This is a genomic window from Candidatus Thalassolituus haligoni (assembly GCF_041222825.1).
In the GTDB taxonomy this organism is placed as follows: domain Bacteria; phylum Pseudomonadota; class Gammaproteobacteria; order Pseudomonadales; family Oceanobacteraceae; genus Oceanobacter; species Oceanobacter antarcticus.
The window spans coordinates 353,840-369,477 of record NZ_CP139482.1; the positions used below are offsets into that span (position 1 = coordinate 353,840).

The following is a 15,638-nucleotide window of genomic DNA, read 5'->3' on the forward strand; positions in this document are numbered from 1 at the left end:
GAAAACCCATGAATGCCAATAAGCTGCCGACGAACATACTGATACAGGGCCAGCGTATGGCCGGAGACGGAGAGGCTGAAGCCGTCATCAACCCGCGTACGGGGGAGTTATTGATCAGCTTGCCGCAGGCATCCGCCGAGCAGGTTGATGCTGCCGTAGCCGCTGCTCGTCAGGCCGCCAGAGTATGGAAACAAACCAGCCCCGGCGAACGGGCGGCGATGCTGCTGGCCATCGCCGCCGGTATCGATGCCCGCGCTATGGAACTGGCACAGCTGGAAGCACTGAATTGCGGCAAACCCTTGCATCAAGTGGTCGAGGACGACGTACTGGCCACTGCCGATGTGTTCCGCTTTTTTGCTGCGGCGGTGCGTTGCCAGACTGCCCCGGCCGCAGGGGAATATTTACCCGGCCACACCAGCATGATTCGCCGCGACCCCATTGGCGTGGTGGCCGCCATTGCCCCCTGGAATTACCCGCTGATGATGGCCGCCTGGAAAATTGCCCCGGTAATCGCCGCCGGCAACACCATGGTGTTCAAACCGTCGGAACAAACGCCACTGACGGCGCTGGTATTGGCCGATATTCTTGACGCGGTATTGCCGCCTGGAGTCGTCAACATAGTGCTGGGCCGAGGCGACAGCGTGGGCAGCCAGCTGATCAACCATCGTCATGTTCGAATGGTGTCACTGACCGGGGATATTTCTACCGGACAAAAAGTTTTGCAGGCAGCGCGGCGCTCGATCAAACGCACTCATCTGGAACTGGGCGGCAAAGCCCCGGTGATTGTGCTGGCAGATGCCAACCTCGATGCCGTGGTCGAAGGGGTGGGTCGTTACGGCTACTACAACGCTGGGCAAGACTGCACCGCCGCTTGCCACATCTACGCGGATGCCAGTATTTACCAGCCGCTGATCGAAGCACTGGCGAAGAAAGTCTCCTCGCTGACCTTTAACCAGGCTGACGACCGTTGTAATGATCTCGGCCCGCTGATCAGCCAGCGCCAACGCAACAGCGTCGCCAGCTTTGTCGAACGGGCGCTCGAACAGCCTCATATCCAGTTGCTGGCAGGTGGGCAGATACCCGCAGGGCCTGGCTTTTATTACCAGCCTACCTTGCTGGCCGGTGCCCGCCACGACGATGAAATTGTGCGCCGCGAAGTCTTCGGCCCGGTGGTCTCCGTTACCTCTTGCCCAACTGCGCAACAAGCCATCGACTGGGCCAACGGCTCCGAATACGCCCTGGCTTCATCGGTCTGGTCTGGACATATCGGCCGTGCCATGGCCACCGCCAGCCAGCTCGAATACGGCACCACCTGGATCAATAACCACTTTATGCTTCCCAGCGAAATGCCCCACGGCGGCCTGAAAAGCTCCGGTTACGGCAAAGACCTCTCCGCCAGCGCACTGGAAGAGTTTTCCGTCGCACGACACATCATGCTGAGCCATCGGTAACCGTTATCAGGCTTGCTTGGTTTGACTCAGGGTTACCTGTTTTTCATCTTTTTGGACTGGGTTGTGGTTTTTATGTGAATTCAGGTTTTTCGCGCATGCCCTCTAACACTACTGATGTTTATGCAGGAGTGAATTTATTTCCGAACACCGCATCTGCGGCAAGACGGACAGGGACGTAACACTGCATCTGCGGCAAGACGGACAGGGACGTAACACCACGTCTGCGGCAAGACGGACAGGGACGTAACACCACGTCTGCGGCAAGACGGACAGGGACGTAACACCACGTCTGCGGCAAGACGGACAGGGACGTAACACCACGTCTGCGGCAAGACGGACAGGGACGTAACACCGCATCTGCGGCAAGACGGACAGGGACGTAACACCGCATCTGCGGCAAGACGGACAGGGACGTAACACCGCATCTGCGGCAAGACGGACAGGGACGGAGCCCGTCCCTACGGCGGCGGATCAGTTTGTTTTTGCTGCCAGCCTGTTCGCGGCTTGCTGATGGCTGTGGCGCAGTGCACCAATATCAACTCCTGCTACTTCGCCTTTTTCCACTTTCCAGTGTCCGGCCACCATCACGTAGTCGGCTTGGTGGGCTCCGCATAACAGCAGGGCGGCGAGTGGGTCGTGGCTGCCGGAGAAGCGCAGTTCGTCGAGGTTGAACAAAGCCAGGTCGGCTTGTTTGCCAACGGCGAGGGTGCCGATGTCGTCGCGGCCGAGTACACGGGCGGAGCCCTGGGTTGCCCAGCGCAGGGCGTCCTGGTGGGTGACGCTGGAGGAGCCGTATTTGAGCCGTTGCAGGTACATGGCCTGACGCGTTTCCTGAATCAGGTTCGAGCAGTCGTTAGAGGCGGAGCCGTCAACTCCGATCCCTACCGGGCTGCCAGCGGCTTCGAGGTCTTTGACCGGGCAGATACCGGAGGCCAGCATCATGTTGGAAGTTGGGCAGTGGCAGATGCCCACACCGGCGGCACCCAGGCGGCGGATTTCATTGGCGTCGAAGTGGATGCCGTGGGCCAGCCAGGTGCGGTTGTGCAGCCAGTTGACGCTGTCGAGGTAATCCACGGTGCGCAGGCCAAACATTTTTTGGCAGAAGGCTTCTTCGTCGAGGGTTTCTGCCAGATGGGTGTGCAGTCGTACCTGATGTTTGGCGGCCAATTCGGCGCTGGCAAGCATGATGTCGCGGGTGACCGAAAACGGCGAGCAGGGGGCCAATGCCACTTGCACCATGGAGCCTTCGGAGGCGTCGTGGTAACGGCTGATCAGACGTTCGCTGTCGGCCAGAATGGTCGCTTCGCTTTGTACTACATGCTGTGGTGGCAAGCCGCCGTCGTCCTGGCCGAGGCTCATGGAGCCACGGGTCAGTGTGACTCGCAAGCCAACTTCCCTGGCGGCATCGGCTTGTATATCAATAGCGTCGGTGAGGGTTTGCGGGAACAGATAATGGTGGTCGGCGGCGGCGGTGCAACCGGACAACAGCAGCTCGGTCAGGGCCAGTCGGGTGGCCTGATGGAGCATGTCGGGTTCGAGCCCGGCCCATACCGGATACAGGGTTTGCAGCCAGGGGAACAGTTCCTTGTTGAGCGCGGCTGGCAGGGCACGGGTAAGGGTCTGGTAAAAGTGGTGATGGGTGTTGATCAGGCCCGGAATCAGCACATGGCGGCTGGCGTCGAATTGCTGGTCAAAGTGGATGGGCTGTTGCCCGGCCGCCACGACTTCGACGATTTTGCCGGACTGGATCACCAGTCCGCCACGGGCGTCTTCGTCAGCGTTGGTATGAATCGCCAGCGGGTTGGCGATCCACAGGCTTGCGCTTGCAGTGATGCTGTTCATGGTCATATTAACTTTTTGCGTAGAAGGCTTTGCCGAGGGACATCGGCGCGACAAGGCGGCTGCGGCTCTGGTTGCTGGACAGAATCACCAGCACCACCACCGTGGCCAGATATGGCAGAATCGCCAGCAGGTTGGGGGATACGGCAAAACCGAGCCCCTGAAAAACCAGATGCAGAATGCTGGCAAGGCCAAACAGCCAGGCTCCCAGTAACACCCGTTCGGCTTTCCAGCTGGCGAACACCACCAGTGCCAGCGCAATCCAGCCGCGTCCGGCGCTCATGTTTTCTGCCCACAGCGGGGTGTAGGCCAGTGACAGATAGCTGCCCGCCAGACCGGCCATGGCACCACCAAACATAATGGCCAGATAACGGGTCTTGAGCACCGGCAGGCCAATGGCGTTGGCGGAGTGGGGGTTTTCACCCACGGCTTTTAAAATCAGGCCAGGGCGGGAATATTTGATAAACCAGTAGACACCACCAAACAGCACAAACGACAGATAGACAATCAGATCCTGACCAAAAATCATGCGGCCAATCAGTGGCAGATCGGTCAGTAGCGGAATAAAAATTGGATCGAGGCCTTCGATCGGCTTGCCAACAAAATCCGCACCGATAAAGGCCGACAGACCGGTGCCGAAAATGGTTAATGCCAAGCCGGTAGCCACCTGATTGGCGCTCAGTTCCATGGTAATGGCGGCAAAGATCAGCGACATCAGTATGCCGGCCACAATCGCCAGTACAAAGCCCAGTATCAGGCTGCCAGACAGCAACGCCACCACAAAACCCACCACGGCGCCCATCAGCATCATGCCTTCCTGGCCGAGGTTAAGGACGCCGCTTTTTTCACAAATCAGTTCGCCCAGTGCCACAATCAGCAGCGGTGTGCCGGTACGTACCATGGCGTAAAGTATGTTGGTAATCAGATCGATATCCATGGTTTTATCCCTGTGTATTGGTGGCGCTGGCAGACATTGTACGGGTGGATGGGGTGCCGGGTTTACGGCTGACCCAGCGAATACGGAAGCCAATCAGAACGTCGCAGGCGAGCAGATAAAACAGCAGCATGCCCTGGAACAGTCCGGTTAATGCCAGTGGCAAGCCGAGGCTTATCTGGGCCATTTCACCGCCCATGTACAGCAGCGCCATCAGTAAGGTCGCCAGCACGATACCGACTGGATGCAAACGCCCGAGGAAGGCCACAATGATGGCGGCATAACCGTACCCCGGGGAAATGTTCGGAATCAGCTGACCAATCGGTCCAGCCACCTCACTCACTCCGGCCAGTCCGGCCAGTGCGCCACTGAGCATCAGGGCAAAGTACACCAGGCGTTTTTCCTTGAAGCCGGACAGCCGCGCAGCGCTGGCATCGAGCCCCATCACCTTGATCTGGAAACCGTAAAAACTGCGGCTCATCAATACCCATACCGCGACGACGGCGAGCAGGGCCAAGGCCAGGCCAAAGTGAATGCGAGTGTCTTCAATCAGGATAGGCAGGAGCGAGAAATCCGAAAACATGGCGGATTCCGGAAAGTTAAATCCGTCCGGGTCTTTTAATGGCCCGTGTACTGCCCACAACAGAATATTAAGGGCGATGTAATTCATCATAATGGTGGTAAGGATTTCGTTGGTGTTGAAGCGAACCTTTAACAGCGCGGCAATCCCGGCCCAGAACACACCGCCGATGGCGCCAAATAACAACACCATGGGGAGTACCCAGCTGGATTCCACCTCGATCAGTTGCAGCGCCATATAGCTGCCAAACAGGCCGCCCATTAGCAGTTGACCTTCGGCACCGATGTTCCAGATTTGCGCCTTGAACACCACCGACAATCCAATGGCACAGAGCAGAATGGGGGTGGCTTTGACGCACAGTTCGGCAATGCCATAGGTATCCGAGATGGGCACGTAGAGAATGGTGACCAGTGCCTCCCAGGGGTCGACCCCCAGCAGGGTGAACAGTATTACGCCAGTGAGCAGGGTCAGCAGCGCCGCCAGTACTGGCGACAGGTAGGCCATGAGTTTGGAGCGCTCGCCCCGAGGTTCCAGTTTGATCATGCCTCTTCTCCCTGAGGGGTTTTAGTCGGCGGCGGGCTGGTGGGGGTACTGAAGTCACCTGCCATCATGCGGCCCAGCTCTTCAATGGAAGATTGTGGTGTCGGTTTGACCGGCGATAACGCGCCATCACAAATGGCACCGATGCGGTCGGAAATCAGAAATAATTCGTCGATGTCTTCCGATACCACCAGAATGGCAGCCCCTTGATCACGCAGGGTAATCAGCGCTTTATGAATCGCTGTCGCGGCACCGATGTCAACGCCCCAGGTAGGATGAGCGGCAATCAGAATTTTCGGGTTTTGGAGAATTTCCCGACCGATAATGAATTTTTGCAGGTTGCCACCAGAGAGGCTGTCAGCCTGGGCATGACGCCCGGCAGTTTTGACCTTGTAGTCCTGAATAATTTTGTCGGCGAAGGCTTCTGTCTTGCGCCAGTTCACCATACCTTTCTCCACCAGTCCGGTGAGGAAGCCAGTGAGCAGGGCGTTTTCGGTCAGACTCATTTCCGGTACGGCACCACGACCGAGGCGCTCTTCCGGTACAAAACCCAGCCCCAGTGCACGGCGCTGATCCGGCGGCAGGTTGGCGACGTCGACACCATTAAAAGCCAGTGTACCCGCAGGGCAACGTGTTTCGCCGCTGAGACTGGCCAGCAGTTCTTCCTGACCGTTACCGGCGACCCCGGCAATACCGACGATTTCACCGCTATGTACTGTCAGGTTGAGATTGTTCAGATGCACACCAAACGGATCATGGCTGCGCAGGCTCAGTTGTTGTACTTCCAGCACCGGCTCGCTGCCAAGTACTTTGGGGTAGGTGGTGCTGACCGGAGTATCGTCACCGACCATCATTTTGGCCATGCTGGTGGTGTCTTGCTCGGCGGGAATACAGGCACCGGACACGCGCCCGCCACGCAGCACCGTGGCCTTGTGGCACAGAGCTTTGACTTCGTTGAGTTTGTGGCTGATAAACAGAATGGAACAGCCTTCGCTGGCCAGCTTGCGCAGGGTGATAAACAGGGTATCGACTTCTTGCGGAGTCAGTACCGAGGTGGGTTCGTCGAGAATCAGCAGTTTGATGTCCTGCACCAGACAACGGACGATTTCGACCCGCTGGCGTTCGCCCACCGACAGGGTATGAATCTCGCGCTCGGGGTTAATCGCCATGCCGTATTTTTCTGACACTGTACGGATTTTTTCCGCCAGCGGCCCCAGCTCGCCCGCTTCATCACCCAGTGCCAGGGCGATGTTTTCGGTGACGGTGAGGGTATCGAACAGCGAAAAATGCTGGAACACCATACCAATGCCCATCTTGCGAGCGTGCGCGGGGTCTTTTACTTCCAGTGGCAGGCCATCCCACAGCAGTTCGCCTTTGTCTGGCTTCACCAGACCATAGATCACCTTCATCAGGGTACTTTTGCCAGCGCCATTTTCACCCAGCAGGGCATGAATTTCGGCTGGGGCGATAGCCAGGTGAACATCGTCATTGGCCAAACAGCCAGGGTACTGTTTGGTGATGCCACGCAGGCTGAGCCTGGGTGGTACAGGTTGATTGGGCACGGGCTGTTCCTCTCTGCTGAAGGTTCCGGGGTTGACCTCCCGGTTGCAGTATTGTTATGGATCTTAACCCAGTGAGCAAAAAGCTGGCCAACTGGTCAGAATTTTTTTGTTAAGCCGTCAGAGTGACTGGTATAGTAAATGCTTTACATGACCGATCGGTCAGGTTTTGCGGGGCTTCAGAGCCAGCCTCAGGAAAACCACCATAAAATTCGGGGAAAACGCTGTTGTAACTTTAAATTCCCTTAAAAATCATTAGGTTATGAATTAGTTGCCGATATAAGTAGCTAATCGGAGGAAGCAACATTGATTCGCTTTTTATTCAATGATCAGTTACGCGAAGTAGATGATCTTGCTCCAGACCTGACCATTCTGGAGTACCTGCGCACTGTCGAAGTGCAACGAGGCACCAAGGAAGGTTGTGCATCTGGCGACTGTGGTGCCTGCACTGTGGTGGTGGCTGAGCCTGTCTTTCCAGAGGGTTCTGCTGACGGCTCTCCAGAGGGTTCTGTTACAGGCAAGCTGACCTATAAAAGTGTCAACAGCTGCATCACCTTTGTCGGCAGTTTACAGGGTAAACAGCTGATCACCGTAGAAGCCCTGAAAGCGCCGGGACAGCCATTACATCCTGCCCAACAAGCCATGGTGGATTGCCACGGTTCACAATGCGGTTTCTGTACCCCCGGTTTTGTGATGTCACTGTTTGCGTTGGGCAAGAACAGTACACCGGTTACTGCCGTTAACGAATTTGACCCGACCAACCCCGATGCCCACACCCGCCATGACATTGATCTGGCACTGGGTGGCAACCTCTGTCGTTGTACCGGTTATCGGCCGATTATTGAAGCCGCAGGCCATGTACTGGCCGCAGCCGCTAACGATCATGCCAATGACCACTTCAATAACCAAGAAGCGCAAACCTGGCAGCAGCTGCGGGATCTGGCCAGCGCCACCGATACGGGTTCTCTGAATCAGGGTGATCGGCACTTTTTTGTGCCGCAAACCCTGCAGCAACTGCTCGACCTGCGTTGCCAGTATCCCCATGGCCGTCTGGTGGCCGGGGGCACTGATCTGGCGCTGGAATATACCCAGCAGCTGCAGCCACTGGATGTGCTGATTTACACCGGCCAGGTGACTGAGTTGCAGCATATTCAGGTCAGCAACAGCCGCCTGATGATAGGTGCCGGTGTCAGCTACAGCGCGGTTATGGGCACCCTCAAACAGCATCTGCCGGAATTCGCCCGCATGCTGGAACGGCTAGGGGCGCTGCAGGTGCGTAATCAGGGCACCATGGCGGGCAACGTCGCCAATGCTTCTCCTATTGGTGATACACCGCCGGTGTTGCTGGCGCTGGATGCCATTGTGCATGTTCACAGCCCGGCCGGAGCCAGCCGGATTGCCATCAAGGATTTTTTTAGCGGTTACCGCCAGACCTGTTTGCCAGCGGGTGGGGTCATTAGCCAGATTGAAATTCCCCTTGATAAAACCGATTGGCATCGTTGTGTGTTCAAGGTTTCCAAACGCTTTGAAGACGATATTTCCGCCGTGCTGGCAGCGCTGATGTTCAAGGTGGAAAACGACGTCATCACCGCTGCCCGGCTGGCGTTTGGTGGCGTGGCGGCAACACCCTTGCGTGTTGAAGCTGCCGAACAGGCGCTGATTGGCCAGCCCGCCACGCTGGCCGGTATTCGCGCCGCCCAAACCGTATTGGCACAAACCCTGACACCCCTGACGGACGTCCGCGCCAGCGCTGCTTATCGCTTGCAGCTGGTACAGAACCTGCTGGCCCGTGCGGTACTGGAATACCAGCAGCCCCACGCCACACTGGAGGTTGCCCACTATGCGTAACGTCACCTTGCCCGAACACAACACGGGGCTGGCCGAAACCGGACCATTGGCCAACAGTGGCCTGGCCGGACAGGACATTGTCAGCGCTGCGCTGGGCAAACCGTCGCCACATGAAAGCGCCATTGGCCATGTCAGCGGCAGCGCCCGTTATGTGGATGACATGATAGAACCCGCCAATTGTCTGCATGCCGCCGTGATTCGCAGCAGCATCGCCGCCGGACAGATAACCCGGCTGGATCTGACCGCCGTCAGCAACAGTCCCGGTGTGGCCACCGTGATGACGGTGGAAGAACTGACCGGCCACGTGGATATTGGCCCGGTATTCCCCGGCGACCCGATTCTGACCTCCAGCGAGGTGAAGTTTTTTGGCCAGTGTATTGCCGTCGTGGCAGCCACCACCGAACTGGCTGCGCGCCGCGCAGCACAACGGGCCATTGTAGAATATGAAACACACACGCCCCTGCTCGACCCTCGCGAGGCACTGGCACAAGCACGTCTGGTGCGCCCCAGTCATCGCATGATCAAGGGCAATATTGCCGACGGTATGGCGGCGGCAGCGCATATTCTCGAAGCCGAACAAGCGGTCGGTGGGCAGGAACATTTTTATCTGGAAGGACAGGTTTCGCTGGCCTTACCCGGCGAAGACGGCGGCATGCTGGTGTACACCTCCAGTCAGCATCCCAGTGAAGTGCAAAAGCTGGTGGCGGAAGTGCTGGACGTCCCACTGAACCGTATTACCGTGGATATGCGCCGTATGGGCGGTGGTTTTGGCGGCAAGGAAAGCCAGGCCGGGCAGTGGGCCTGTCTGGCGGCGTTGCTGGCGGCAAAAACCGGGCGGGCGGTAAAAATGCGTCTGCCGCGTCAGGACGATATGGTGATGACCGGCAAACGGCACCCGTTTGCCAACCGTTACCGTATCGGTATCGACTCGCAAGGACAGATTCTGGCGGCCGATATAGAGGTTATTGGTAACTGCGGCAACTCCCCGGATTTGTCCGATGCCATTGTGGACCGCGCCATGTTCCACGCCGATAACGCCTACTACTTGCCCCATGCGGTGATAGACGGCCACCGCGCCTTTACCCATCAGGTGTCGCATACCGCCTATCGGGGCTTTGGTGGCCCGCAGGGCATGATGATTATTGAACGGGCGATGGACGACATTGCCCGTACCGTTGGCCAGGACCCGCTCACCATCCGCAAACTCAATCTGTACGGCACCAGCACGCATAACCCGGATCGCACCGTGACGCCCTACCATCAGCAGGTGGAACACAACAGCCTGCCGGAGATGATTGAACAGCTGGAGCACAGCAGTGATTACTGGGCGCGTCGTACGGAGATTCACCAGTGGAATCAAACCAGCCCGATTCTCAAACGCGGCCTGGCTCTGACACCGGTGAAATTCGGTATTTCCTTCACCTTGCAGCATCTCAATCAGGCCGGAGCGCTGATTCATATCTACACCGATGGCTCGATTCAGGTAAACCACGGTGGCACCGAGATGGGGCAGGGCCTGCATACCAAGGTGGGGCAGATTGTGGCGCAAACCCTGGGGGTCAGCAGCGAGGTGATTCAGGTCACCGCTACCCGTACCGACAAGGTGCCCAACACCTCACCAACGGCGGCCTCCAGTGGCACCGACCTGAATGGCAAAGCGGCGCAGAATGCCGCCCTGACCCTGAAACAGCGGCTGACCGGGTTTCTGGCGGCGGAAAAATCGGTAGCAGAAACGGCCATTCGTTTTGCCGACGGGCGGGTATTCTGGGGTGAAGCCGACACCGATACTGACACCGACAACATGTCCTTTGCCGAACTGGTACAAGCCGCTTATGTCGGCCGGATTTCGCTGTCGGCTACCGGTTATTACCGCACGCCAAAAATCCATTACGACCGCAGCAGCGCTTCCGGTCGGCCGTTTTTTTACTTCGCCAATGGCGCGGCAGTTGCCGAGGTGGTGATCGACACCCTCACCGGTGAATACAAGGTGTGCCGGGTGGATATTCTCCACGACGTTGGCCGCAGCATTAACCCGGCCATCGACCGGGGCCAGATTGAAGGGGGTTTTATTCAGGGCATGGGCTGGCTGACCACCGAAGAACTGGTGTGGCACAACGATGGCCGTTTGCTTAGTAACTCCCCGGCGACCTACAAGATTCCGGCGATTGGTGACACACCACCGGTATTCAACGTCAGCCTTTATGAGCAGGCCAACAACGAAGCCACGGTCTACAACTCCAAAGCCGTGGGCGAACCGCCGTTTATGTTGGCGATTTCGGTCTGGTCGGCCCTGCGTGATGCCATCAGCAGTCTCAGTAACTACCAGCTCAGCCCCGACCTCGACACCCCGGCCACGCCCGAACGGGTGTTAAAGGCGGTGATGGCGATTCAGACCGATATGCTCGACAAGGCCGTTGCCAATGGAGAGGACTGCTGATGAATACCCCCTCGCGCCCGTTAAACTGGTCGCAAGCGCTGGCCGACTGCCAGCGTCGCGGCCAGCCTCATGTACTGGTCACCGTGATCAGCACCGGTGGCTCCACGCCGCGTGCCTCTGGCAGCAAAATGCTGGTGTTGCCGGATAACAGCATCGACACTATTGGTGGTGGCCAGCTGGAATATCAGGCACTGCAGCAGGCGCGGCAGTTATTGCGGCACCATGAACCGCAACAGCAGATCCAGCAGGTTTTGCTGGGAGCGGACGCCGGGCAGTGTTGTGGTGGTTACGCCACCTTGCTGTTTGAAAGTTACCCCGCCCGCGCAGCCGCGCTGTGGCTGTTTGGTGCCGGTCATGTTGCCAGCGCCCTGATGCAGATTCTGCAACAGCTGCCGCTGCCAACCCGCTGGATCGACAACCGCCCGGAACTGTTTCCGCCAGCCGATTCCCTTGCCGCCCATATTGAATGTGTGGTGGCCGAGACGCCGGAATCCCTGCTCGAACAGGCACCACACGGCAGCCGTGTGCTGATTCTCACCCACGACCACGCACTGGATTACCGCCTGGCTGAAACCGCCCTGCGGCTGCAGCGTTTTGCCTCTATTGGTGTGATTGGTTCGGCCACCAAGGCCAACCGCTTTCGTTACCGGCTGCGTCAGAGTGGCATGGACGAACAGCAGTTAGAGCGCCTGCAATGTCCGGTGGGGCTGGCCGAAGTGGGCGGCAAGTTGCCCATGGAAGTGGCGGTGTCGATTGCCGCACAGCTGATTGCCCAGTATCAACAAGAACTACTGCCTGATAAGTCCACTCGCAGTAGCGGCGTGTCACTACCAACCCTGAAAACACTGATGCGTCAGGACAAGGCTCGCTGCCAGGCGTCGCCCGAATCTCAGCCCGAATCTCAGCCCGACCCCCAGACTGAAACACAATCCCTGAGCAAATCCTGCAAGGCGACTTCCTGATGACACTTGAGCAACTGAACCAACTGCCCGCTGACGAAGCCGCTACTGCGTTTGCCCAATGCTGTGTCAGCCAGCGCTGGATTCAACAGATGGTCGCTGCCCGGCCATTTCTATCCGCCGAACAGTTACAGCAGCAGGCCGAGAACTTCTGGCAAGCACTGGCAGAAGCGGATTATCTCGAAGCCTTTGAAGGTCATCCGAAAATTGGCGATATCAGCTCGCTGCAACAGAAATACGCCAGCACCAAGGCGCTGGCGGCCGGTGAACAGTCCAGCGTCAACGCTGCCAACGACGCCATTATCAACGCCCTGGCAGAGGGCAATCAGTCTTATGAACAGCGTTACGGGTTTATTTTTATCGTCTGTGCCACCGGCAAAAGTGCCGCCGAAATGCTGGCCCTGTTACAGGCCCGGCTGAGTAACAACCGCGCCACCGAAGTACAGAACGCCGCTGACGAGCAGGCCAAAATCACCCGCATTCGTATTAACAAATTACTTGGCATCGCCGGGTAAGCAGAAGACAGGAAACAACACCATGATCACCACCCATGTACTGGATACCGCGCTGGGCCAACCCGGCATTGGCATTGAGGTGACCCTCTGTCGTCAGAACGAGAGCAGCCCGGATCAGAATGGCTGGACAAGCGTTAGCAAGGGAATAACCAACCACGACGGCCGCATCCCCGGCTGGCTGGATGACCAACCGGCGCTGCTGCCCGGTATTTACCGCATTCGTTTTGAACTGGACGACTATTTCAGCCAATTGGGGCAAAGCGCTTTTTACCCCTTTGCTGAAATTGTCTTCCGGGTGGAAAACCCGGCGCAGCACTTTCATATTCCGCTGTTGTTAAGCCCGTTCAGCTACTCGACTTACCGGGGTTCATAAGCATGATCAAGGTATTTCGAGGCTCGTTGCTGTTCTTCACCAGTGACCCGCTGCAAGACGGTGATGCAGCGTATCAGTGGATTGAAGACGGCTTGTTGTGGGTTGGTGAGAGCGGCCTGATCGAGCGTGTTGGTGCGTATGAGCAACTGGCCGGGCTCCTGATTGAACAACAGACAGAACAACAGACAGAACAACAGACAGAACAACAGACAGAACAACAGACAGAACAACAGACAGAACAACAGACAGAACAACAGATCCAGCTGCTGGACTACCGCGGCAAAGTTCTGCTGCCGGGATTTGTTGACTGCCATATTCATTATCCGCAAACCGAAATGATTGCCGCCTACGGCACTCAGCTGCTCGACTGGCTGCAAACCCACACCTTCCCGGTGGAAAGCCAGTTCAGTGATTACGCTTATGGCGTCAGCATGGCTGAACGGTTTGTCACGGAACTGCTGCGTAATGGCACCACCACCGCACTGGTATTTGGCACCGTACACCCGCAGTCGGTGGAGGCGTTTTTCAGCGTGGCCCAACAGCACCAGCTGCGCATGATTGCCGGTAAGGTCATGATGGACCGCCATGCGCCGGAAGCCGTACTCGACACGGCTGAAACCAGCTACCACGAATCAAAAGCCCTGATCGAAAAATGGCACGGTGTTGACCGTCTCAGCTATGCCGTTACCCCGCGTTTTGCCCCCACCAGCACACCTGCACAATTACATATGGCCGGACGCCTGTTAGCAGAATTTCCCGATGTGTATCTGCATACCCATTTGTCTGAAAACGTCGATGAACTGGCCTGGGTACAAAGCCTGTTTCCAGACTCAGAGCATTATCTGGACGTTTACGATCAGGCCGGTTTGCTGGGAAGCCGCAGCATTTTTGCCCATGGCATTCATCTGTGTGACGACGAATGCCAGCGTCTGGCCAGCAGTGACTCGGTGCTGGCACATTGCCCGTCATCCAACCTGTTTCTGGGCTCGGGCCTGTTCAACCTGAAAAAAATGGACGACTACGGCATTCGTGTCGGAATCGGTTCTGACGTGGGGGGTGGCAGCAGTTTTTCGGCGTTTGATTCACTGGCCGATGCCTACAAGATCCAGCAGCTGCAACACCACAATCTTGACCCGTTCCGGGCGCTTTATCTGGCCACACTGGGCGGTGCCAAAGCGCTGTCGCTGGATGACAAAATCGGCAGTTTCCAGCCCGGTATGGAAGCTGACTTTATTGTGCTGGACCCACAAGCGACGGATTTTCTGGCCTTCCGTACCGCCCATTGTCACAACCTTAAAGAAACCCTGTTTGTACTCAACACCCTGGGTGACGACCGCGTAATTGCCGCCACCTATATTCTTGGCCAACTGGCCCATCAGCGAGATTCGCACCACGTGCCTCTGGGGGAAAACTGATATGGACGCCTACATCATTGACTGGTTACACCTGCTTGTGCGGTTTTTGCACGTCTTAACCGCCATCGCCTGGATTGGCGCATCCTTCTATTTTGTCTGGCTCGACAACTCGCTGGAAACCCCGCCGCAATGGAAAACCGATCAGGGCATCAAAGGAGACCTCTGGGCCGTCCATGGTGGCGGCTTTTACGAGATCGCCAAATACAAAAACGCTCCGGCAGCGCTGCCGACAACCCTGCACTGGTTTAAATGGGAAGCCTATTCCACCTGGATCACCGGCATGCTGCTGCTGATTGTGGTGTTTTATGTCGGTGCCCAGAGTTACCTGATTGACAGCACCAAGGCCGATCTCAGCAGCTGGCAAGCCATTGGCATCGGAGTTGGCTCGTTACTGGCGGGCTTCGCTATTTACGAAGGTGCTTGCCGCACCCCATTGGTGGAAAAAGGCCTGTTGTTTGGTCTGGTGATGCTGGTATTACTCACCGCCATGGCCTGGGCACTGAGCCAGGTACTGGGTGACCGCGCCGCTTATATCCACGTTGGTGCGTTAATTGGCACCTGCATGGCTGCCAACGTTTTTACCACCATCATGCCTGCCCAGCGGGCCATGGTTGCCGCCGCTGCCAAAGGCGAATCACCAGACCCCATCTATGGCTACAAGGCCAAATTACGCTCGACCCACAACAACTACGCCACCATTCCGGTGCTGTTTATTATGCTCAGCAACCACTTTCCCATGACCTACGGCCACGAATACGGCTGGCTGATACTGGGTGTGCTGGCGTTCATTGGTGCCTGGGCTCGTCACTTCTTCAACCTGCGCCACCAGGGCATCGTCAAACCCATGATCCTGGTCTCGGCCCTGGCTGCCTTTGCCCTGGTCGCCTGGGTTACCAAGCCAGCCGACCAGACAGCCATGGCCGCCGCTGCAGGCTCCCCCGTCACCGATATACAAGCGTTAGGCATCGTAGGCAAACACTGCAGCGCCTGCCATAGCGCGACACCCAGCGACGACATCTTCAAAGCCGCACCCGGTGGTGTGATGTTCGACAACCTTGACCAGATCAAAGCCATGAAAGACCGTATCCTCGCTCGCGCCGTTCACACCCATGACATGCCGTTTATGAACAAGACCGGCATGACCGACGCAGAACGGCAAACACTGGAGCGATGGCTGAACCAGTAAGC

The 15,638-nt window shown here is 57.4% G+C and carries 12 protein-coding genes; 8 read left to right on the forward strand and 4 right to left on the reverse strand.

The window, feature by feature from the left end:
* Positions 1–8: 8 nt before the first annotated feature.
* Entirely contained in the window at positions 9–1,451 is a 1,443-nt protein-coding gene (locus SOJ49_RS01650; protein ID WP_369856489.1) for a gamma-aminobutyraldehyde dehydrogenase, read from the forward strand.
* 471 nt (positions 1,452–1,922) lie between these two features.
* Here the strand turns inward: SOJ49_RS01650 and SOJ49_RS01655 are convergent, their stop codons facing one another.
* From SOJ49_RS01655 to SOJ49_RS01670, 4 genes are read right to left on the reverse strand one after another with little or no spacing between them, the layout of a single operon-like run.
* Positions 1,923–3,293 carry an 8-oxoguanine deaminase gene (locus tag SOJ49_RS01655; RefSeq protein ID WP_369856490.1) on the reverse strand — a complete coding sequence of 457 codons (1,371 nt, stop codon included), beginning with the start codon at positions 3,291–3,293 and terminating at the stop codon, positions 1,923–1,925.
* A gap of 7 nt (positions 3,294–3,300) precedes the next feature.
* Positions 3,301–4,227, reverse strand: a complete 927-nt coding sequence (locus SOJ49_RS01660; RefSeq protein WP_369856491.1) for an ABC transporter permease — start codon at positions 4,225–4,227, stop codon at positions 3,301–3,303.
* Between the two features lie 4 nt (positions 4,228–4,231).
* A complete protein-coding gene (locus tag SOJ49_RS01665; protein ID WP_369856492.1) occupies positions 4,232–5,347 on the reverse strand; it encodes an ABC transporter permease in 1,116 nt (371 codons plus the stop codon).
* On the reverse strand, positions 5,344–6,906 hold the full coding sequence (locus SOJ49_RS01670; protein WP_369856493.1) for an ABC transporter ATP-binding protein: 1,563 nt from the start codon (positions 6,904–6,906) through the stop codon (positions 5,344–5,346). The genes SOJ49_RS01665 and SOJ49_RS01670 overlap by 4 nt, the downstream gene beginning before the upstream one ends.
* A 303-nt stretch (positions 6,907–7,209) precedes the next feature.
* Between SOJ49_RS01670 and xdhA the strand changes: the two genes are divergently transcribed.
* The 7 genes from xdhA to SOJ49_RS01705 are packed head-to-tail and all read left to right on the forward strand — an operon-like array spanning position 7,210 to position 15,636.
* The gene (gene xdhA / locus SOJ49_RS01675) at positions 7,210–8,751 is read left to right on the forward strand and encodes a xanthine dehydrogenase small subunit (protein WP_369856494.1); all 1,542 of its coding nucleotides are present in this window, start codon (positions 7,210–7,212) and stop codon (positions 8,749–8,751) included.
* Complete coding sequence (gene xdhB, locus SOJ49_RS01680) at positions 8,744–11,188, forward strand: xanthine dehydrogenase molybdopterin binding subunit (RefSeq protein WP_369856495.1); 2,445 nt, start codon at positions 8,744–8,746, stop codon at positions 11,186–11,188. The genes xdhA and xdhB overlap by 8 nt, the downstream gene beginning before the upstream one ends.
* Positions 11,188–12,150 carry a xanthine dehydrogenase accessory protein XdhC gene (gene xdhC / locus SOJ49_RS01685; protein ID WP_369856496.1) on the forward strand — a complete coding sequence of 321 codons (963 nt, stop codon included), beginning with the start codon at positions 11,188–11,190 and terminating at the stop codon, positions 12,148–12,150. Before xdhB ends, xdhC begins: the two co-directional genes overlap by 1 nt.
* A complete protein-coding gene (gene uraD, locus SOJ49_RS01690) occupies positions 12,150–12,662 on the forward strand; it encodes a 2-oxo-4-hydroxy-4-carboxy-5-ureidoimidazoline decarboxylase (RefSeq protein ID WP_369856497.1) in 513 nt (170 codons plus the stop codon). Before xdhC ends, uraD begins: the two co-directional genes overlap by 1 nt.
* A 22-nt stretch (positions 12,663–12,684) precedes the next feature.
* Positions 12,685–13,035, forward strand: a complete 351-nt coding sequence (uraH, locus tag SOJ49_RS01695) for a hydroxyisourate hydrolase (RefSeq protein WP_369856498.1) — start codon at positions 12,685–12,687, stop codon at positions 13,033–13,035.
* Between the two features lie 2 nt (positions 13,036–13,037).
* Positions 13,038–14,450 (forward strand): guanine deaminase, encoded by a 1,413-nt coding sequence (gene guaD, locus SOJ49_RS01700; RefSeq protein WP_369856499.1) that lies wholly within the window; start codon positions 13,038–13,040, stop codon positions 14,448–14,450.
* A gap of 1 nt (position 14,451) precedes the next feature.
* Positions 14,452–15,636: a urate hydroxylase PuuD gene (locus SOJ49_RS01705; RefSeq protein WP_369856500.1), complete on the forward strand. Its 1,185-nt coding sequence runs from the start codon at positions 14,452–14,454 to the stop codon at positions 15,634–15,636.
* The last annotated feature ends 2 nt before the right edge of the window (positions 15,637–15,638 follow it).